Here is an 18,531-nt window from a genome sequence, read left to right on the forward strand (position 1 = left end):
ACCGCCCCGCGGCGGCGACCCCTCCCCCACCGGCGGATATACATACGGCGGCACGCCCATCTACGGCGAGCCACCGAGCTACAGCGGCTCCGAGGCCAGCGGGTACCCCCACTACGGCAGCGGCGGATACGCATACGGCACCACGTCCGCCTACAGCGACACTCCCCGCTACGGCGACGCCGAGTCCGGCGGGAACCCCCACTACGACGGCGCCCCCTCCACCGTGGGCGGCGGATACGCATACGGCAGCACGTCCGCCTACAGCGACACTCCCCGCTACGGCGACGCCGAGTCCGGCGGGAACCCCCACTACGACAGCGGATACCCGTACGGCCACGACCAGCAGGCCGCCGCTCCCTACGGCCAGGACTCGCCCGACGACGGTCCCCCCGGCGACGGGTACGGGGAACCTCCTTTCCCCCCGAGCTTCGATCCCGCCTACACCGGCGGCTACCCCGACCCTGCCGAGGAGCCGCGCCGCTCGCGCAAGGGCCTGGTCATCGGCATCGTCAGTACGCTGGTGGTCCTCGCGCTCGTCGGCGGCGGCGTCTCCTGGTACGTCCTGACCATGCCCGAGCCCGAGGACACCGTCACCGCCTATGCCCAGGCGTGGAACTCCCAGGACTACGCGGCGATGGCCGACCTCGCCGAGGGGGGCGACCCGGCCGCGGTCTTCGAACAGCTCGACGAGAACCTCGGCGTCGAGGCGGTCCAGGTAAGCACCGGCCAGGTCGAGGAGGGCGACGACACCGCCGCCGTGCCTTTCGACGCGACCCTCGACCTGAGCAGGGCCGGTGAATGGAGCTACTCCGGCGAGCTGCCGCTGGTACACACCGACGGCGAGTGGAAGGTCGACTTCGGCCCCGCCGCGGTGCACCCCGAGCTCGGCGACGGGCAGACGCTGGTGCGCACCAACCAGTGGGGCGAGCGCGGGAACGTGCTCGCCGCCGACGGCAGCCGACTGGACGACGGCAGCGCCTCGGGGTCGGTGCAGATGATCGTCGGCGAGGTCGGCACCGCCTCCGAGGAGAACCTGTCCGACCTGGGCCCGGCCTACGAGATCGGCGACCCGGTGGGCGTCAGCGGCGTACAGAAGTCCTACGAGGAGCGCCTGGCAGGCAAGGCCGCCACCGCCGTCCGCGTCGCCGAGGCCGGAACCGAGCCGCAGGACGTCGCCGAGGACGCCCGCACCGTCGCGACCCTCGGCGGCTCCGACGGCAAGGACGTCACCCTCAGCCTGGACCCGGAGGTGCAGGCGGCGGCCTCACAGGCGATCGTGGGCCAGTCCAAGCCGACGGCGATCGCGGCCCTGCGCCCTTCCACCGGCGAGGTGCTGGCCGCGGCCAACGTCCCCGGCGGCTTCAACCGCGCGCTGGAGGGCCAGTACCCGGCCGGATCCATCTTCAAGATCATCTCTTACCACGCACTGCTGAACTCGGGCTTGGGCACGGGCGCGCAGATGAGCTGCCCCAAGACCGTCGATGTGGGCGGGCGCACCTACAAGAACGCGGGCGACGCCGCCTACGGGGCCCAGTCGGTCACCGAGGCCTTCGCCACCTCGTGCAACACCGCCCTGGTGCAGGAGGTCGCGAACCGGCTCGACGGCGCGTCGCTGCTGGAGAGCGCTGAGCGCTTCGGGTTCAACACCGGCTTCAACAGCGGCCTGCCGGTGTTCAAGCCCTCGCTCCCCCAGCCCGACAGCGTCAGCCTGCTCACGGCCTCCAGCATCGGCCAGGGTCAGGTGCTGACGTCGCCCCTGCACCTGGCGTCGCTGCCCGCCGCGGTGGCCGACGGTTCGTGGCGTGCGCCGCTGCTGGTGAACAAGCCCGCGCCGGGCGATCGGCCCGAGGCCCGACCGCTCGACAACGTCCAGGCGCTGCGCGACATGACGCGCGCCGTCGTCACGGAGGGCACCGCCAAGGACGTCGGGTTCACCGGCGAGGTCCACGGCAAGAGCGGCACCGCCGAGTACGGCACGGCCGAGGAGGACGAGGAACTGCCCGCCCACGGGTGGTTCGTGGGTTACGAGGGCGACATCGCCTTCGCCGTGGTCGTCGAGGACGGCGAGAGCGGTTCGGGTGCGGCGGCGCCGCTGGCGAAGGCGTTCCTCGACGCCCTGTGAGCACACGGCGGCCGGGCGGGCGCGCCCGGCCGCCCCGCCCGCGTCCCGCCCGGCACCGCCGGCGTCGCGGCGCCCGGGCGGGATGTTGCTCAGCCGCCGCCCGTGCCGGTGCCGGGCGCGGTGTTGTCCGCAGGAGACGGCGGGGTGGCGGGCTGAGTGCCCTGTACGGGCGCGCTGAAGTAGAGCCCGGCCAGCATGGCGCACAGCACCAGGGCCGCCACGCCGATCAGCAGCAGCAGGACCGCGCGCCCCGGCCGGTCGTCCTCGTCGTAGGCCGGATCGTCCGCACCGAAGCTCTTCAGGTGCCCGTCGAGGTCGGGATCGTCCTTGGCCAGCGCGTACTCGATCTCGGCGAGGATCCGCCGCTCGTTCTCACGCAGTGACATCGCACCCTCCTCGCCCCCGGCTGGGTACGGCGGCTGCCACCGCGCCGTCGCACCGCGCAGCCGCCCTTCTTTATTGGTTTCTAACCGCGCGGCCGCCGAACAGTCATCGGCGCGCCGAATTCGTGCCCGGATACAAGAGCCCTGCATCCGCGGGACTTCCGCGGTCCCACGACGGCTCCGCCGCCGGGCGCTCACCGATGCTGCCCGGTGCTGCCGGGGCGGCGCTGCTCGGGCCGGCGGGCCGGAGCGACCGCCCGGTCGGTCCCGTCCGCCGGCCGGCGCGCAATCGCGCGCTTCGGCGCTGCACGGCCCCCGGTGGTCCGCGGGAGGGACCGCAGGGCCGGATCAGCCCGGAGAGAGCCGTGCCGCCGGGCCGGGACCGCTTTCGACGCGGTGGTCGTCCAGCGCGGTCACGTGGTAGCGGACCTTGCCTTCAGCGGGGTCGGTGTCGGTGAAGGCGCGCTTGTCGCCGCCCGCTCCGGTGACCCCGATCAAGTGGGAGGCGTCGGCCAGGTCGCAGGGGTCGCCGCCCTCGCCCGGCACCCGGTAGACGGCGTAGAAGCGGGCGTCCTCCACCGTGTTCCAGTTCAGCCGGACCTTGCCGGGCGAGACCCGCTCGGCGTCCAGTTCGGAGACGGCCTCGGGCGGGTCGCCGGCCGAGTCGGAGACGGGCGGCAGCGCCGGACGCGTGTAGTGCTCGTCGCCGACGGTGGCCATGGCCTCCTCGGCGCGGCCGGTCAGGTCGCTGATGGAGAAGTACACGTCCCCGCCGACCTCGCTGTGCTCGGCGTTGAGGTCGAGCTGGCGGGATAGCGCGTCCGCGCCGCGGAACCCCTCTTCGCCGACCCGGTAGGCGGCCTGGCCGATGTAGAGGTCGACGTCGGTGCCGGCGACCTGCTCGGACCACCAGGGCACCAGTTCGGCGTAGTCGGCGGTGTCGAAGCCGCGCGGCCAGTAGAGCTGGGGGAGGATGTAGTCGACGGTGCCCTCCTGGATCCAGGTGAGCGTGTCGGCGTACTGGGCGCTGTAGGACTCCAGTCCCGAGGTGTCGGAGCCGGCGGGGTCGCTGTCGGCGTTGCGCCAGATGCCGAAGGGGGAGATCCCGAAGCGCACCCAGGGCTTGGTCTTCTGGATGCCCTCGTGGACGTCGGCGACCAGGGTGTCGACGTTGTTGCGCCGCCAGTCGGCGCGGCTGTCGAAGCCGTCGCCGTGGCGCCGGAAGCTCTCGTCGTCGTCGAACTCCTCGCCCTCGCCGGGATAGGGGTAGAAGTAGTCGTCGAAGTGCACGCCGTCGACGTCGTAGCGCTTGACCACGTCGAGGACCACGTCGGTGACCCAGTCGCGCACGTCGGGGTTTCCCGGGTCCAGGTAGCCCTCCTCGCCGTACTCGACCAGCCAGTCGGGGTGCTGCCTGGCCGGGTGGCCGGGGGCGAGGTTCTCCAGGTCGGGGTCCTTCCAGCCGACCCGGTAGGGGTTGAACCAGGCGTGCAGCTCGATGCCGCGCTGGTGGGCCTGCTTCACGGCGTAGGACAGCGGGTCGTAGCCGGGGTCGCCGCCCTGCTCACCGGTAAGGTAGCGCGCCCAGGGCTCCTTGTCGGAGCCGTAGAGGGCGTCGGCCGTGGGACGCACGTGCAGGAAGACGGTGTTGAGGCCCAGGCCGGCGGCGCGGTCGAGCATGTCGCGCAGCTCCTGCTGCTGCTCCTGCTTGCCCAGGCCGGATTCGGAGGGCCAGTCGATGTTGCGGACGCTGGTGATCCACGTGCCGCGCATCTGCCGCTTGGGATCGGCGGCGTCGGTGTCGCACTCACCGGGGGCGGGCATGGCGCCGTGAGCTTCGGACCCTCCGGCGCCGTCATCGGCCCCGGAGGAGGACCACGGTACGCAGGCGCCCAGGAGCGGCACCGTCGCGGCCATGGCCGCAGCACTGAGCAGCAGCCGTCGCATTTATCCCTTTACCTCCCCGTCACTCCTTTTTTATACATTGCGGACAAGAATAAGGGGCCGCGTTGGCCTGTGGGTCCGTTTCGGGGGGACACGATCGTGTGGCCCGTGCCGCACACCGCGGCCCGGGCGGGTGAATCCGGCCGCAGAGCCGGGTCAACGGATCGCCACGGTCAGGTATGGGGGTTTCGGGCTTTTAGGATGATCGGTTGTGACCGCCGCCCTGGATGAGCTGCCGACCCTGACCGTGCGCACTGTGCCGCTGGACGAGGCGCCCGACCTGATCGCGCGGTTGCCCCCGACCGCGCCGCTGGCCTGGCTGCGCCGCGGCGAAGGGCTGGCCGGCTGGGGCGAGGCGGCTCGCGTGGAGCTCGCGGCCGAGGATCGGGCCCGGGGCACCGGGCGCTTCGCCGACGCTTCGGCGGCGCTGGAGCGGCTGATGGCCGGCGCCGACGTCAGCGACGAGATCGGACTGCCCGGAAGCGGGCCGGTGGCCTTCGGCGGCTTCACCTTCGACGCGCGCTCGCCCGGATCGGTGCTCGTCATACCGCGCGTCGTCGTGGGGCACCGCGGCGGGCGCTCCTGGCTCACCACCGTCGTCCCCTCCGGCGAGGGGCAGCCCGACGTCAGCGCCCCCGCACCGCCACCCGCGCCCGTGGGGCCCCTGGTCTGGCACGCCGGCTCGCGCACCGCCGAGGAGTGGGCCTCAGCCGTGGCGGCGGCCGTCGAGCGGATCCGCGCCGGGGAACTGGACAAGGTGGTCATGGCCCGCGACGTCGTCGCCGAGGCCCGCGGCGGCATCGACCCCCGGACCCTGCTCGCGCGGCTGGCCCGCGACTACCCCGACTGCTACACGTTCGCGGTGGACGGGATGGTCGGCGCCACACCGGAACTGCTGCTGCGCCGCGAGGGCGACGAGGTGGCCTCGCTCGTGCTGGCCGGCACCCGCCCTCGCGGCGCCACGCCGAAGGAGGACGCGCGCCTGGCGGAGGAGCTCCGGGAGTCGGCCAAGGACCGCGAGGAGCATCGCTACGCCATCGATTCGCTGCGCGCCACACTCGCTCCGCTGTGCGCCTCGGTCGAGGCGCCCGAGCGGCCCGGCCTGCTGCGGCTGGCCAACGTCCAGCACCTGGCCTCGCCCGCCCGCGCCCGGCTCCGGCCGGGAGCCTCGACCCTGGACGTGGTGGCGGCCATGCACCCCACCGCGGCCGTCGGCGGTACACCCACGGGCGCGGCCGTGCAGATGATCCGCGATCTGGAGGGCATGGACCGCGGCCGCTACGCGGGACCTGTGGGCTGGATCGACGGCGCGGGCAACGGCGAGTGGGGCATCGCCCTGCGCTGCGCCCACGTGGAAGGATCGGGTGCGCGCCTGTTCGCCGGCTGCGGCATCGTCGCCGGCTCCGACCCCGCGGCCGAGTCGGCCGAGTCCGACTCCAAACTGCGGGTCATGCGCGAGGCGCTGACCGACTAGCCGTACTCAGGCAGGGGCTCGCCGCGGCGACACACTCGGCGGAGGCCGGAGCCGGCTCCTCGCCCCCTCAGTCCACGGCCTCGAAGTCGGCGAAGTCGAAGCCCGGCGAGACGAAGCAGCTGACCAGCGCCTCCTGGGAGGTGAGCGGGTGGGCGGCCTGCCAGGTGCCGGCGGGGACGAGGACCTGCAGCAGGTGGCCGTTCTCGAGGTCGGGGCCCAGCGTCAGGCGCGACTCCTCCTCGGGCCGCTCGCCGCTGCCGCCCAAGGCGAGCGCGAGGGGACCCCCGCGGTTGAAGACCCACATCTCGTCGGAGCGGACCCGGTGCCAGCGCGACCGTTCACCGGGGTTGAGCAGGAAGTGGATGCCCGTGGCGGTGGAGCGCTCGCCGGGGTGGCCCTCGGGGCGCACCCGCACGCCGGTGGTCCACGTCTGGCGGTACCACCCGCCTTCGGGGTGGGGCAGCAGGTCCAGCAGCTCGGCCGTGGAGCCGCGCTCCTCGACCGAGACGAACACGCCCCGGGGATCGCGGCGCAGGTAGCGCACGCCGACCACGGCCGTGCGCGGGACGGGTCCGTAGATGTGCGGGAACCGCGCGTCGGCGGCCACCCCCGGCGGCGGGGCCGGAGCCGCGGCCTCCCACCGCACTTCGGCGTCCAGCAGTTCGGTGTCCACGATGAGCGCGACCTGGGGTTCGGCCGCGTCGGCGTAGACGGCGTCGGCGACGGCCAGCACAGTGGCGTCGTCGGGCGAGGCGTGCACGAAGCCCTCGTCGCGCAGGGACTGCGGCGCGATCGGCCCATCGCCGTCGCGCCAGGTGCTGATGCCCGTGATGTGGCGCAGGTACCGCATGGTGCGCAAAGTTAGCAGCTGTGCGCCGCAGCGCCCGTGCCCGGGGCCCCGCACCGCGGTCGGCGGTGATGGCGCGCGGCGGCGCTCACTCCTGCAGAGCGGCGTCGACCGCCCGCTGCACGGTCCGGCGCAGCGTCGCGGAGTCGGCGCGCCCGGTGCGCACCTCGACGACGCGCAGCCCTTCCCCCAGCAGGGCCTTGGGCAGATCGGAGGCCCACTCCAGGCAGGTGTAGGGCACATCGGCCATCTGGGCCACCCGCTCCATCGAGACGCCGTGGGGTGTGCCGAACAGCCGCTCGAAGCGGGGGTGGCCCGCCTGCTCCAGGCCGGAGAAGATCCCGCCGCCGTCGTTGTTCACGGCCACCACGGCCAGGTCCGGGCGCGGTTCGTCGGGGCCCAGCACCAGCCCGTTCTGGTCGTGCAGCATCGCCAGATCCCCCAGCAGCGCGAAGGCGCTGCCGCCGCCCGCGCTGCGGTGGGCCAGCGCAGCTCCCACGGCCGCCGACACCGTGCCGTCGATGCCGCTGGCCCCGCGGTTGCCGATGATGCGCGCACCGCAGCGGGCGCTCATCGCGGCGTCGAGGTCGCGGATGGGCATGCTCGACCCGGCGAACAGCAGCGAGCCGTTGGGCGCCTGGGCCGCGAGGTCGCGCGCAAGGCGGAGTTCGCTCAGCGCCTCCTCGGCGTCGAGGACCCGGTCGACCGCGGCTCGCGCCCGCCCTTCTGCCTGCCGCCAGGAACGCGCCCAGGCGGTATCGGGGTCGGCGCCTGCGGGGGCGGCCACGCCCGGGACGACGTCGGTAACGGTACGCACGGGGTCGGCGAAGCACCGCGGAGTGCCCACCGCGATGTGGCGCTGCGCGCTGCGCAGGTAGGCCAGCAGCTGGCGCGAGAGCCCGGGCCGCCCCGCGGTGACGACGAGCTCGGGTGAGTGCTCGGCCAGGAACCGCGGCGAGGCCAGCAGGTGGCGATAGGCCGAGACCGCCTCGCCCCGGCGCGCGTTGGACGTGGGCTCGGCCAGCACCGGCCAGCCGGTCTCGGCGGCCAGCGCCAACAGGGGGATCGGATCGTAGTCGCCGTCGCCGCAGACCACCACGCCGCGCTCCACCGCCGGCAGCTCCGCGGGTGCGGGGTCGCCGGGGTCGTGTCGGCTTTCGATCCAGGGCCGCCCGCCCGCGCGCCCGCTCAGCGGCTCGGGCCAGTCGCCGGCGTCCTCCAGGGACGGGACGGTGTTCGCAGCCGCCTCCTGGGGACCGCCGGGCTCCGGCAGCGGCAGGTCGGGCATCAGGGGGTCGCGGAAGGCGAGGTTGAGATGCACGGGGCCGGGGCGCTCGGCCCCCTGGGCCGCGGCCCAGGCTCGGCAGGCCAGCGACCGCCAGTAGGCCGCCATGCCCGGTACCGGCTCGGGGATCCCCACTTCGGCGAACATCCGTACCGCGGAGCCGAACAGGCCGATCTGGTCGACGGTCTGATTGGCGCCGGTTCCGCGCAGCTCCGGCGGGCGGTCGGCGGTGAGCACCAGCAGCGGCACGCCGCTCTCGTCGGACTCCAGCACAGCGGGGTGGAAGTTGGCCGCGGCGGTGCCCGAGGTGCACACCAGCGCGGCGGGGCGGCGCTGGGCGCGGGCCAGGCCCGCGGCGAGGTAGGACGCCGACCGCTCGTCGATGCGGACGTGCACCCGGACGTCCGGGTGGGCGGCCAGGGCCAGCGCCAGGGGTGTGGAGCGCGACCCCGGCGCGACGACGGCCTCGGCCAGCCCGCACCGGGCCAGTTCGTCGACGAGGACGCGCGCCAGAGCGGTAGACGGGTTCATGCGGTCTCTCTAGTTCGTCAATGTGTGTACAAGTATCGGCGCGGTCGGCGGGACGGCGTCACCGGCCCTCCGCGTGCCCGCGACCGCCCGGGAGGAGTCGCCGTGCCGACCGGTCGGCACGACCGCACGCCGCTGCCGGCGGGCGCGAGGCAGGGCTCGCTGAAGACACCGATCCCCCGTCGTGTAACGGACCGCGCAGCGCTGTCCGTCCCCGCAGGCGGATGAATCCCCCGGACTGTGACCGGAATCGCCGTGCTCGGGAACCCGGAACCGGCGATTCGGACCGGGGCACGCCCCTTCCCCTCTCCGACGCATGCGGCGCGCCCTGCCTATCGACAGGAGTACCCGATCCCACGCGTTCAACCGAGGGAACCCAAAAACTCGATCAATCGCCGCTCGCCCGCGGGCCGGCACCCGGGTCGACGTCCCCGGCCACCGAGGCGCGTCGGGCCGCCTCTGCGCGGCGCAGCCACGGGCCGGCGTCGGCCTCGACGGCGGCGATCCGGTCGGGGTCCACATCGGGGCGGCGAACCGGAACGCGGCCCTCGTGGGGCAGCAGCGGGTCGGCGGCCACGTCGGCCTCCAGCAGGTGCATCGTGGCCAGTCCGCAGGCGTAGGGCAGTTCGGGCAGGGCCGCGGCGAGCGCGACGCCGGCGGCCAGGCCCACCGAGGTCTCCACGGCGCTGGAGACCACCACGGGCAGCCCGCAGGCCTCGGCGACCTCCAGCGCGGCGCGCACTCCGCCCAAGGGCTGCACCTTCACCACGACGATGTCGGCGGCGCCGGCGGCGCGCACGCGCAGCGGGTCCTCGGCGCGCCGGATCGACTCGTCGGCGGCCACGGGCACCCCGGTGCGGCTCCGCACCCGGGCCAGTTCCTCCGGCGTGGCGCAGGGCTGCTCCACGTACTCCAGGTCGAAGCGCGACAGCTCGGCCAGCATCCGCACCGCGGTGTCGGGGTCCCACGCGCCGTTGGCGTCGATGCGCACCCGCCCCCGCGGGCCGATGGCATCACGCACGGCCTCGATGCGAGCGATGTCGTCGGCGGGCTCCTGACCGGCCTCGGCGACTTTGACCTTGGCCGTGGAGCACCCGCCCTCGGCCACGATGCGGGCCGCCCGCTCGGGACCCACGGCCGGCACCGTGACGTTGACCGGGATGCTGTCGCGCACGGGGGCCGGCCAGCCCTGCTCGGCGGCCTCGCGGCACGCCGCCCACCAGCGCGAGCACTCGCGCGGGCCGTACTCGGGGAAGGGCGAGAACTCGCCCCAGCCGGCGGGGCCGCGCACCAGCAGGCCTTCGCGCACGTCGATGCCCCGAAAGCGGGTGCGCATCGGTATGGCGAACGCGCGCGCCTCGGCCGTGCCGCTGTGGCTGCCCAATCCGCCTCCCGCCGGGTGTGTTCCTTCTGGGGCGTGCGCGGCGCCCGCCGGGGCCGCGCTCACAGGAGCCGCGGCGCCCCCGGCGGCGGCCCCGTGACCGCCGCGGCATCCGGCCAGGGGCGGCCTCCGGTCCTAGGGGCGGCGCGGGAAGCGGTCGAACTCCGGGCGCCGCTTCTCCTTGAAGGCGTCGCGGCCCTCTTGGGCCTCGTCGCTCATGTAGTAGAGCATCGTGGCGTCGCCGGCGAACTGCTGCATGCCGGCCGCGCCGTCGCTGACCGCGTTGATGGCGCCCTTGACCATGCGCAGCGCCAGCGGGGACTTCTCCAGCATCTCCCGCGCCCAGGCGACCGTCTCCTCCTCAAGGCGCTCCAGCGGGACGACGGTGTTGACCATCCCCATCTCGCGCGCCTCCTCGGCGGTGTACTGGCGGCACAGGTACCAGATTTCGCGCGCCTTCTTCAGCCCCACCGTCTGGGCCAGCAGCCACGAGCCGTATCCGCCGTCGAAGGAGCCGACCTTGGGCCCGGTCTGGCCGAACCTGGCGTTGTCGGCGGCGATGGTCAGGTCGCAGCAGACCTGCAGCACGTTGCCGCCGCCGATCGCCCACCCGGCGACCATGCAGACCACCGGTTTGGGCAGGCGGCGGATCTGCACCTGAAGGTCGAGCACGTTGAGCCGGCCGATGCCCTGGCGGGCCACGGTGTCGTCACCCATGTAGCCGTCGTCGCCGCGGATCTTCTGGTCGCCGCCGGAACAGAACGCCTGGTCGCCGGCACCGGTGAAGATGATCACGCCGACCTCGGAGTCGTCGCGGGCGGCGTTGAAGGCGTCCTGGAGCTCGAAGAGGGTCTGGGGCCGGAAGGCGTTGTGGCGCTCCGGCCGGTTGATCGTGATCTTGGCGATCCCCTCGGCGGTCTCGTAGATGATGTCGGCGTACTCGCCCGACCGCTGCCACTCCACGCCACTCACGACTGCCGTCATCTCCTTCGCTTCGTCCTCCGGCTGGGGCACCGGGTCCGGCCGACCGGCGGGCCGGCCCGGGGCCGGGGCCGCACCCGGACCCGTCGCAGGCCAACCCTAATCGCTTCGGCACACGTGGTCGCACCCGCCGCCGCGTTCGGGGGCCCGGCTCCCGGCGCGGGCCGTGATCCGGCGGCGCTAGGCTTGGCCGACGTGGCGAACCGACCGTTGCAGGCGGTGGTGGGCCTGGAGCCGGCCGAACTCACCGACCTGCTCAGCGACGCACTGCAGGAGCGCGGCCCCGCGCTGCTGCCCCTCGACCCCGCCCTGCCGCGGCCCCGCCTGGAGGCCGTGCTGGAGGCGATGCGCCCCGCCTCTCTGCGCACCCCCGAGGGCGTGACACACCTGGGCGGCAGCCGCGGCACGGGCGAGGACATCGCTCTGACCATCGCGACCTCCGGCTCGACCGGCACGCCCAAGGGCGTCGAGCTGCCCGCGCCGGCCCTGCTCGCCTCGGCCCGCGCCTCGCTGCGGCGCATCGGGGCCGCCGAGGGCGACCGGTGGCTGTGCGTGCTGCCGCACGCCCACATCTCCGGACTGCTGGTCCTCGTCCGCGCACTGGCCGCCGGCACCGAGCCCGTCGTCGAGCCCTTCGAGCCCGCCGCGGCGATGCGCGCCGCCGCGCGCCATCGCCCGCACGTCTCCCTGGTGCCCACTCAGCTGCGCCGGCTCGTGGACGCGGGCTGCGACCTGTCGGCCTTCGGCACGATCCTGGTGGGCGGCGCCGCCGCTCAGCCGCACCTGCTGGAAGCCGCCCGCGTCGCCGGCGGCCGCGTGGTCACCACCTACGGCATGAGCGAGACGTCCGGCGGCTGCGTCTACGACGGCGAGCCGCTGGAGGGGGTGCATGCGCGTCTGGAGGACGACGGCAGGATCCTGCTGGGCGGGCCGGTGCTCTTCTCCGGGTACCGCCTGGACCCCGGCGCCACGGCCGTAAGCCTGGTGCCCGGCGAGGACGGCGCGCGGTGGCTGCGTACCAGCGACCTGGGCCGCTTCGACGCCCGGGGGCGCCTGGTGGTGCGCGGGCGGCTGGACGACGTCGTCAACACCGGCGGACACAAGGTGGTGCCCGGCGAGGTCGCCGCACTGCTGATGCGGCTGGACTCCGTCGCCGATGCCGCGGTGGTCGGCCGCCCCGACCCCGAGTGGGGCCAGCGCGTGACCGCGGTCGTGGTCCCCGCCGACCCGGCGGCCCCGCCCGGTCTGGAGGAGGTGCGCGCGTGGGTGGCGCAGCACCTGCCTCGCTACGCGGCGCCGCGCGAGCTGGAGATCCGCTCCAGTCTGCCCCTTCTGACCTCGGGAAAACCCGATCTGGCGACCCTGCGCGCGGGGGCTGTCGAGCGCGATTGACGCGACAGCCCGCGGGCAGGATGATCGGTGACCGCGATCTTTCGGTAACGGATCCGCCTATCGGGGAACTTCGCACGCCGGACAGGCGTCTACCAAGGCACCGAATCCAACCCCTCGCGACGAAGGAGGCCGGCGGTGCGGATCGGCTGGCATCGGCCCCGCGGACGCCGCTGTGCGGCTGCGCCGAGGGAGCCGCGGACCGTTCGCCCATACCCGTTCCACGGAGCCGCCCACGCCGCATCGGAGCGTGATCTAGACCACGTCCCGCGAGATCCAATCGAGACCGGGAACATTTGACTCTCTGACGCGTTAGACATAGTGGCGTGCGAACACGGCGGGCTCCTAACCGCCACGCGCCTTACGTCTTGGAAGGGAGGGAGGTGCCTTCATGTCGCGCACTGCCCTAGCCACTTCTGCCACGGTGGCGGAGACCGCAACCGGCAAGGATGTCGCGTCCGCGTCGTCTTTGGACGAGCTGATCACCCGAGGGCGCTCCCAGGGACACCTGTCCCTTGCGGAGCTCCGCGCCGCGTTCACCGCTGCGGGTATCAGCCCGGCCGACGGCCGCTCCATCCTGCGTGAACTCGCCGACGCCGGCGTGCGGCTCGCCAACGGGGGCGGCGACGCCGCGGTGGAGTCCGTCGACGCCGACGCCGAGGACGAAGCGCTTGAGGAGGCGCTCGACACCGCACCCCGCGAGCCCGACGAGGCCAAGTCCGAGGATACCGAAGAGGTCAGCCTGCCCGCCCAGGAGCCGGAGGCTCCCGAGGCCGACCTCGACGACCAGTCGCCCGCCATGGGCGACTCCGTCCACACCTACCTCAAGGCCATCGGCCGCCGCCAGCTGCTGACCGCCGAGGAGGAGGTCGACCTCGCCAAGCGGATCGAGGCCGGGCTCTACGCCGAGTACCGCCTGGGCACCCTCGAGGAGTCCCCCGGACCCGAGGAACTCACGGAGGCCGACCACGAGGACCTCACCGAGATCGCCGAGGACGGCCGACGCGCCAAGCAGCACATGCTCGAAGCCAACCTGCGGCTGGTCGTCTCGGTCGCCAAGAAGTACAGCGACCGCGGGATGTCCCTGCTGGACGTGGTGCAGGAGGGCAACCTCGGCCTGATCCGGGCCGTGGAGAAGTTCGACTACACCAAGGGCTTCAAGTTCTCCACGTACGCCATGTGGTGGATCCGCCAGGCCATACAGCGCGGTTTCGCCGACTCGGCCCGCACCATCCGGCTGCCCGTGCACGTCCTGGAGCTGCTCAGCAAGGTCAGCCGCCTGGAGCGGGACATGCACCAGACCCTGGGCCGCGAGCCCACCCCGGAGGAGTTGGCCAAGGAGCTGGACAAGTCGCCGTCGCAGATCGAGGAACTGCTGCGGATCACCCGCCAGCCCATCAGCCTCGATTCCACCATCGGCGAGGACGGCGAGACCCGCATCGGCGACCTCATCGAGGACATCGACGCCTCCGAAGCCTCCGAGGTGGTCGACCGGCAGCTGATGGCCGACCAGCTCCGCAGCGCGCTGGACGACCTCGAACCGCGCGAGGCGACCATCATGTCGCTGCGCTTCGGGCTGATGGACGGGCGTCCGCGGACCCTGGACGAGATCGGCAAGCACCTCGGCCTGACCCGCGAGCGCATCCGCCAGCTGGAGAAGCAGTCGCTGTCGAAGCTGCGGCACCCCAGCCGGGCCCAGCAGCTGCTCGACTTCGCGAGCTGATCGGCTGGACCGCATCGCCCGCCCCGCCCTCGACCGAGGCGGGCGATGCGGCCGCAACAGGACCGACACCGGCCCCGTGCCCGCCACCGTGCGGGCACGGGGTCTTTTCACGCTCTTCGGACCGCCTCGCCCGGCGCGGGACCGCCACCGCCCGCAAATCCGCGGTCGGGGTATCCCTGAGGTTCCCCCGAAATCCGCGCTCGGGTGCGGTCGGCCGCCCGCACCCGGGGGAGAATGCGGATATGGCAGACAACACGCCCGACACCGCGCCGACTGAGAAACCCGCGCCTGCCACCGGCGCCGGCACTCCCGATTCCGACATCGCGGCCGCGTTGCGGGCCTCGCGCGACCTCGGGGCCGACTACGACGACGCGATCGCCGACGCCATCGTGGATCGGCTGGACCACACCGTCGACGAGCGTGTCGGCCGCCGCCTCGCCGAGGCGGGGATCGACACGCGGACCCAGGGCAAGGCACCCGCCAAGAGCTCCGATGAGCAGTGGTCCGATCCGCGCTTGATCATGGGGCTGCTGGCGATGTGCTTCGTGATCCCGCTGACCGCGATCGGCGGCAGCTACATGGGCGCCACCGGCGTCGTCCTCGCCTGGGCGGGAACCCTGGTCTTCTACCTCATCAGCGTCATCGGCATCCGGCGCTGACCCCGCCGCCGACCGCCGCCGCTTCAGCCCCGCAGCGCGGCGCGGACGATCTCCAGCGCCTCGCTGCGGTCCAGACCCAGCTTCGCGATCACGTCGGCGTAGCTGCGGGCGGCCGCGACCGCCTCGGCCCGCTGGGCGTCGCCGTCGGCGGCGATGTAGGTGCCGGAGCGGCCGCGGGTCTCGACGACCCCGGCCTGCTCCAGCTCACGGTAGGCGCGCGCGACCGTGTTCACGGCCACGGCGAGGTTCTCGGCCAGCGCGCGTACAGTCGGCAGCTTGTAGCCAACGGGTAGCTCGCCATTGGCGGCCGCGTTGGCCACCGCCGCCCGTATCTGCTCATACGGGGGAACCTTCGACGTCGGGTCGATCCGGATCGCGTCCGGCATCCTCGCCCCCACTCCCTGTTACCTGCGGTGCCTGCGGCGTGCGCGCGACGCCTGCTCCGATCGTCCCACCGTGAAGCAAGCAGCGCACGTCGTCAGGCGACGACGGGGCTGCGCGGCAAGCGCTCGATCCCGTGCAGGCGGTGGTACTCGCGTGCGGTGAGCAGGCGCTCGGCGGTTTCGGTCGCGCGGCGGACGTCGGGGGTGGCCAGCCGCTTGCGGCGGTAGATCCCGTCGGTGTAGCCGCGCGCGCCGATCAGCACCCGCTCCTTGGCGTAAGCCGCGCGCATGGCCTCGGTCAGAGCGGTGTCCAGTGCGACACCGCGGCTGTGCAGCTCCTCGATATCGGCGTCGGCGCGCTGCGCCTCGGCGAGTCGCTCCTCGGCGTCGGCGACCTCGTGGAGCAGCTCTGGCAGCCGGTCGGCCTTCTGCTGGTCCTCGGCGAGGCGCGTGCGCGCGGCGGCGTCGACTTTGCGCTGTCTCAGAGCCATGTTCGCTCCCGATGTGCGATTGCGTGTACGAAGGGGACAGGTCGAGGGTATCGGCGTTCCCACTCTAGAGGGGTCAAGATCACCTGACGAGGGCATGATGTCGGCGTACCCGCCTTTACAAAGTAATCCTAGGATCCAGACGTGAGCCGAAACAACGCCGGCCTCAGTGCCGAGCGCATCATCACCGAGGCCCTGCGCATCATCGACGGCCAGGGCCTGCGCCGATTGACCATGCGGCGCCTGGGCGACGCCCTGGAGGTCGAGGCCATGGCGATCTACCACCACTTCCCGCTGGGCAAGGAGCAGCTCTTCGAGGCGCTCGTGGCCTACATCAGCGACGTCTCCCGAGGCGCCTCCGGCGGAGACGGCGACGAGGCCCAGGAGAGCACTGAGGACGACGGGGAGGGCGCCGACGACTCGAGCTGGGACCGGCGGCTGCGGGACTGGGCGATGGACTACCGCCGTGCGCTCCTGGACCACGCCCAGGCGCTGCCGCTGTTCATCCACCGCCGTCCCGACACCGAGGCCGCGCTGCGCACGCGGGAGCTGCACTACGCGGCGTTCGCCGAGGCCGGGCTCAGCGGGGCCGACGTCGTCCAGGCCGCTGCGGCGCTGGACTCCTATGTCACCGGCGCCGTCATCCACGAGGTGCGGGCCAACGGGCTCCCGGCCCGCGAACCGGCGGCGATCGACGGCAGGTTCCCGCACGCGGCGGCGCTGAACGGCGTCGAACTGGATCCCGAGCGCAGGTTCACCGACGGCCTCGACGCTCTGCTGGGCTCCCTGCGCCCCTAGAGCGCCGACCCGGCGATGGACGCGCGCCCCTAGCGGGTCAGCCCGAGCTCCTGGGCGGCGATGGCGGCCTGCACGCGGCTTTGCAGATCCAGTTTGGCCAGGATGCGGCTGACGTGGGTCTTGGCCGTGGGTTCGGTGATGCCCAGCCGCCGGGCGAGCTGCCGGTTGGACAGCCCTTCGCCCACGCAGGCCAGCACCTCGCGTTCGCGCGGGGTCAACTCGGCCACCGACGCGGCGGCGGGCAGGACGCGTCCGCTCGCGGCTCGGGCCCCGGGCTGCCCCGCGCCCATGCCCGCGCCGTCTCCGGCTCCGGCGAACGTGCTGATGAGGCGGCGCGTCACGGCCGGTGCGATCATGCCCTCGCCGCGCGCGACCACGCGCACCGCCTCGGTCAGGCCGTCGGCCTCGATGTTCTTGAGCAGGAAACCCGCGGCTCCGGCGCGCAGTGCGCCGAAGACGTACTCGTCGAGGTCGAAGGTCGTCAGGATGAGGACGTCGGTTCCGGACCCGGCGAGTTCGCGCGTGGCGGCGATGCCGTCCTTGCGCGGCATCCGCACGTCCATCAGCACCAGATCGCAGCCGGTGCGGCGGGCGGCCGCCACCGCCTCCTCGCCGTCGGCGGCCTCGGCGACGACCTCGATGTCGTCTGCGGCGTCCAGGATCATCACCAGGCCCGAGCGCACCGCCCACTGGTCCTCGGCCACCACCACCCGGATCACCGCACACCGTCCTCGGCTCCTGCAGGGCGCCCCGCCGCACCGGCACCGCCGGGGTCCTGGGCGGCACCGCCGTCCGCGGCCGACGCGCGCGGCTCGGCGCCGGACGCCGGTTCCGCGGGCGACAGCGGTATCTCGGCCCGCACCCGCCACGTCCGCGCGTCCACCGGACCCGCGCTGAACCGCCCGCCGAGCAGCAGCACCCGCTCGCGCATACCGGTCAGCCCCGCTCCCGCGCCCTGTCCGTGGAGCACCCCGGTCGCCCCCTCCCCTGCCTCGGCGACGCCGTTGCTCACGCTCACGACCAGCGTTCGCCCGCCGGAAGTCTCGCCCGCGCCGGTCCCGTCCTCCCGGCCGTCACCCCGTCCGACCGCATCGCCGGCCCGAACGTCCACGACCACCTCGACCCGCCTCGGATTGGCGTAGCGTAGCGCGTTGGTCAGCGACTCCTGCAGCACCCGGTAGGCGGCGGCGTCGGCGCGCGGAGGCAGCGGCGGCACCCCGTCGGGCCAGGCGACCTCTACCTCCACCCCGGCTTCGCGGGCATCGGCGAAGAGCCGGTCGGCGTCGGAGAGCCGGGGAGTCACCGCATCCAGCTGCGGTCCGCCCTCCTCGTCGCGCAGAACCCGGATCATGGCACGCATGTCGGTGAGGCCGTGCAGGCTGCTGTCACGGATCACTCCCAGGATTCGGCGCATCCGCGCAGGATCGGCCTCGCGCATCGACAGGGCGGCGGTGGACTGCACCGCGATGGCGCTGAGGTGGTTGGCGATCACGTCGTGCAGCTCGCGGGCCACCCGGCCGCGTTCCTCGGTCACGGCGTTGCGCCGGTCCAGTTCGGCCATCCGCTCGATCTGGCGGGCCCGCTCGCGTTCCAAAGCCGTGCGCTGACGGTGTTCGCGTACGCTCAGGCCGCTGATGACCGGGCTGGCGAAGACCAGGACGTAGAGCCCGATCACCTGAACGAGCTCCAGTAGCCCGCCCCGGAACGCTCCGAGCATCAGCGCCACCGCCAGCGACGCGGTCACCGCCACCCCGCCCGCGCAGACCAGGGCCAGCACCGTGTCGGCCAGTCGGCGCCGGCCCCACACGCATGCCGCGTACAGAGCGTCGCCGTAGACGATGATCACGGCGGAGGAGGGCCCGATCGCGGCGTCGACCGCGACGACCAGTGTCGCCGCGCCGAGGACGGCGCCGGGCGCCGTGCGCCGGAAGAGCATCAGGCCGCAGACGGCGGCCAGGGTGGCCAGCAGCCAGTGCGGGGCGATGCCGTCGCGCCAGAAGTAGGCGCCCACGCCCCACAGCAGCAGTCCCAGCGCGAACATCGCCCCCGCCCACAGGGCGCTTCCCAGGTAGGCGCGGCCACCCAGCAGCGGGTGGTCCAGCAGCTCGCGGCCGGGCGGTCGTCCTCTCACGGCTCCATCTCAGCA

General features: G+C 73.4%; 16 protein-coding genes. 6 read left to right on the forward strand and 10 right to left on the reverse strand.

Going from position 1 to position 18,531, the window contains the following annotated elements; genetic code table 11:
• Window positions 1-2,122: penicillin-binding transpeptidase domain-containing protein (locus tag LP52_RS23060; protein ID WP_338011658.1), on the forward strand; the 2,122-nt coding region annotated here is incomplete at its 5' end.
• Window positions 2,123-2,211: 89 nt separating this feature from the next.
• On the opposite strand, the gene LP52_RS23065 is transcribed toward LP52_RS23060, so the two are convergent.
• The gene (locus LP52_RS23065; protein WP_052810186.1) at window positions 2,212-2,508 is read right to left on the reverse strand and encodes a DUF3040 domain-containing protein; all 297 of its coding nucleotides are present in this window, start codon (window positions 2,506-2,508) and stop codon (window positions 2,212-2,214) included.
• 345 nt (window positions 2,509-2,853) lie between these two features.
• Window positions 2,854-4,452 (reverse strand): glycoside hydrolase family 10 protein, encoded by a 1,599-nt coding sequence (locus LP52_RS23070; protein ID WP_040276497.1) that lies wholly within the window; start codon window positions 4,450-4,452, stop codon window positions 2,854-2,856.
• 208 nt (window positions 4,453-4,660) lie between these two features.
• Between LP52_RS23070 and LP52_RS23075 the strand changes: the two genes are divergently transcribed.
• Window positions 4,661-5,923: an isochorismate synthase gene (locus LP52_RS23075; RefSeq protein WP_040276498.1), complete on the forward strand. Its 1,263-nt coding sequence runs from the start codon at window positions 4,661-4,663 to the stop codon at window positions 5,921-5,923.
• A 67-nt stretch (window positions 5,924-5,990) separates the two neighbouring features.
• Here LP52_RS23075 and LP52_RS23080 read toward each other — a convergent pair whose 3' ends face one another.
• From LP52_RS23080 to menB, 4 genes are all read right to left on the reverse strand, one after another.
• Window positions 5,991-6,773, reverse strand: a complete 783-nt coding sequence (locus LP52_RS23080; protein WP_040276499.1) for a cupin domain-containing protein — start codon at window positions 6,771-6,773, stop codon at window positions 5,991-5,993.
• An 85-nt stretch (window positions 6,774-6,858) separates the two neighbouring features.
• Window positions 6,859-8,586, reverse strand: coding sequence for a 2-succinyl-5-enolpyruvyl-6-hydroxy-3-cyclohexene-1-carboxylic-acid synthase (gene menD / locus LP52_RS23085; protein ID WP_040276500.1), 1,728 nt, complete (start codon window positions 8,584-8,586; stop codon window positions 6,859-6,861).
• A 385-nt stretch (window positions 8,587-8,971) separates the two neighbouring features.
• Window positions 8,972-9,967: an o-succinylbenzoate synthase gene (locus tag LP52_RS23090; protein ID WP_040276501.1), complete on the reverse strand. Its 996-nt coding sequence runs from the start codon at window positions 9,965-9,967 to the stop codon at window positions 8,972-8,974.
• 132 nt (window positions 9,968-10,099) lie between these two features.
• Window positions 10,100-10,948: a 1,4-dihydroxy-2-naphthoyl-CoA synthase gene (gene menB, locus LP52_RS23095; protein WP_040276502.1), complete on the reverse strand. Its 849-nt coding sequence runs from the start codon at window positions 10,946-10,948 to the stop codon at window positions 10,100-10,102.
• A gap of 192 nt (window positions 10,949-11,140) precedes the next feature.
• On the opposite strand from menB, the gene LP52_RS23100 reads away from it, so the two are divergent.
• From LP52_RS23100 to LP52_RS23110, 3 genes are all read left to right on the forward strand, one after another.
• A complete protein-coding gene (locus LP52_RS23100; RefSeq protein ID WP_040276517.1) occupies window positions 11,141-12,337 on the forward strand; it encodes an AMP-binding protein in 1,197 nt (398 codons plus the stop codon).
• 388 nt (window positions 12,338-12,725) lie between these two features.
• Window positions 12,726-14,057 (forward strand): RNA polymerase sigma factor, encoded by a 1,332-nt coding sequence (locus tag LP52_RS23105; protein WP_040276503.1) that lies wholly within the window; start codon window positions 12,726-12,728, stop codon window positions 14,055-14,057.
• Between the two features lie 242 nt (window positions 14,058-14,299).
• Entirely contained in the window at window positions 14,300-14,716 is a 417-nt protein-coding gene (locus LP52_RS23110; RefSeq protein ID WP_238581061.1) for a hypothetical protein, read from the forward strand.
• A 23-nt stretch (window positions 14,717-14,739) separates the two neighbouring features.
• On the opposite strand, the gene LP52_RS23115 is transcribed toward LP52_RS23110, so the two are convergent.
• Window positions 14,740-15,102, reverse strand: a complete 363-nt coding sequence (locus LP52_RS23115; RefSeq protein ID WP_040276504.1) for a GntR family transcriptional regulator — start codon at window positions 15,100-15,102, stop codon at window positions 14,740-14,742.
• A gap of 92 nt (window positions 15,103-15,194) precedes the next feature.
• Complete coding sequence (locus LP52_RS23120) at window positions 15,195-15,590, reverse strand: hypothetical protein (RefSeq protein WP_040276505.1); 396 nt, start codon at window positions 15,588-15,590, stop codon at window positions 15,195-15,197.
• A gap of 141 nt (window positions 15,591-15,731) precedes the next feature.
• On the opposite strand from LP52_RS23120, the gene LP52_RS23125 reads away from it, so the two are divergent.
• Window positions 15,732-16,385, forward strand: coding sequence for a TetR/AcrR family transcriptional regulator C-terminal domain-containing protein (locus LP52_RS23125; RefSeq protein WP_040276506.1), 654 nt, complete (start codon window positions 15,732-15,734; stop codon window positions 16,383-16,385).
• A gap of 29 nt (window positions 16,386-16,414) precedes the next feature.
• On the opposite strand, the gene LP52_RS23130 is transcribed toward LP52_RS23125, so the two are convergent.
• Complete coding sequence (locus tag LP52_RS23130; RefSeq protein WP_040276507.1) at window positions 16,415-17,104, reverse strand: response regulator; 690 nt, start codon at window positions 17,102-17,104, stop codon at window positions 16,415-16,417.
• Window positions 17,101-18,516: a sensor histidine kinase gene (locus LP52_RS23135; RefSeq protein ID WP_052810187.1), complete on the reverse strand. Its 1,416-nt coding sequence runs from the start codon at window positions 18,514-18,516 to the stop codon at window positions 17,101-17,103. Before LP52_RS23135 ends, LP52_RS23130 begins: the two co-directional genes overlap by 4 nt.
• Between the last annotated feature and the right edge of the window lie 15 nt (window positions 18,517-18,531).

It is taken from the genome of Streptomonospora alba (assembly GCF_000826685.1).
Lineage (GTDB): Bacteria > Actinomycetota > Actinomycetes > Streptosporangiales > Streptosporangiaceae > Streptomonospora > Streptomonospora alba.

Coding starts and splice junctions, on each gene's coding strand:
- menD (WP_040276500.1), bottom strand. CDS start 8,586: ATGAACCCGTCTACCGCTCTGGCGCGCGTCCTCGTCGACGAACTGGCC.
- LP52_RS23080 (WP_040276499.1), bottom strand. CDS start 6,773: ATGCGGTACCTGCGCCACATCACGGGCATCAGCACCTGGCGCGACGGC.
- menB (WP_040276502.1), bottom strand. CDS start 10,948: ATGACGGCAGTCGTGAGTGGCGTGGAGTGGCAGCGGTCGGGCGAGTAC.
- LP52_RS23105 (WP_040276503.1), top strand. CDS start 12,726: ATGTCGCGCACTGCCCTAGCCACTTCTGCCACGGTGGCGGAGACCGCA.
- LP52_RS23065 (WP_052810186.1), bottom strand. CDS start 2,508: ATGTCACTGCGTGAGAACGAGCGGCGGATCCTCGCCGAGATCGAGTAC.
- LP52_RS23115 (WP_040276504.1), bottom strand. CDS start 15,102: ATGCCGGACGCGATCCGGATCGACCCGACGTCGAAGGTTCCCCCGTAT.
- LP52_RS23110 (WP_238581061.1), top strand. CDS start 14,300: ATGGCAGACAACACGCCCGACACCGCGCCGACTGAGAAACCCGCGCCT.
- LP52_RS23070 (WP_040276497.1), bottom strand. CDS start 4,452: ATGCGACGGCTGCTGCTCAGTGCTGCGGCCATGGCCGCGACGGTGCCG.
- LP52_RS23120 (WP_040276505.1), bottom strand. CDS start 15,590: ATGGCTCTGAGACAGCGCAAAGTCGACGCCGCCGCGCGCACGCGCCTC.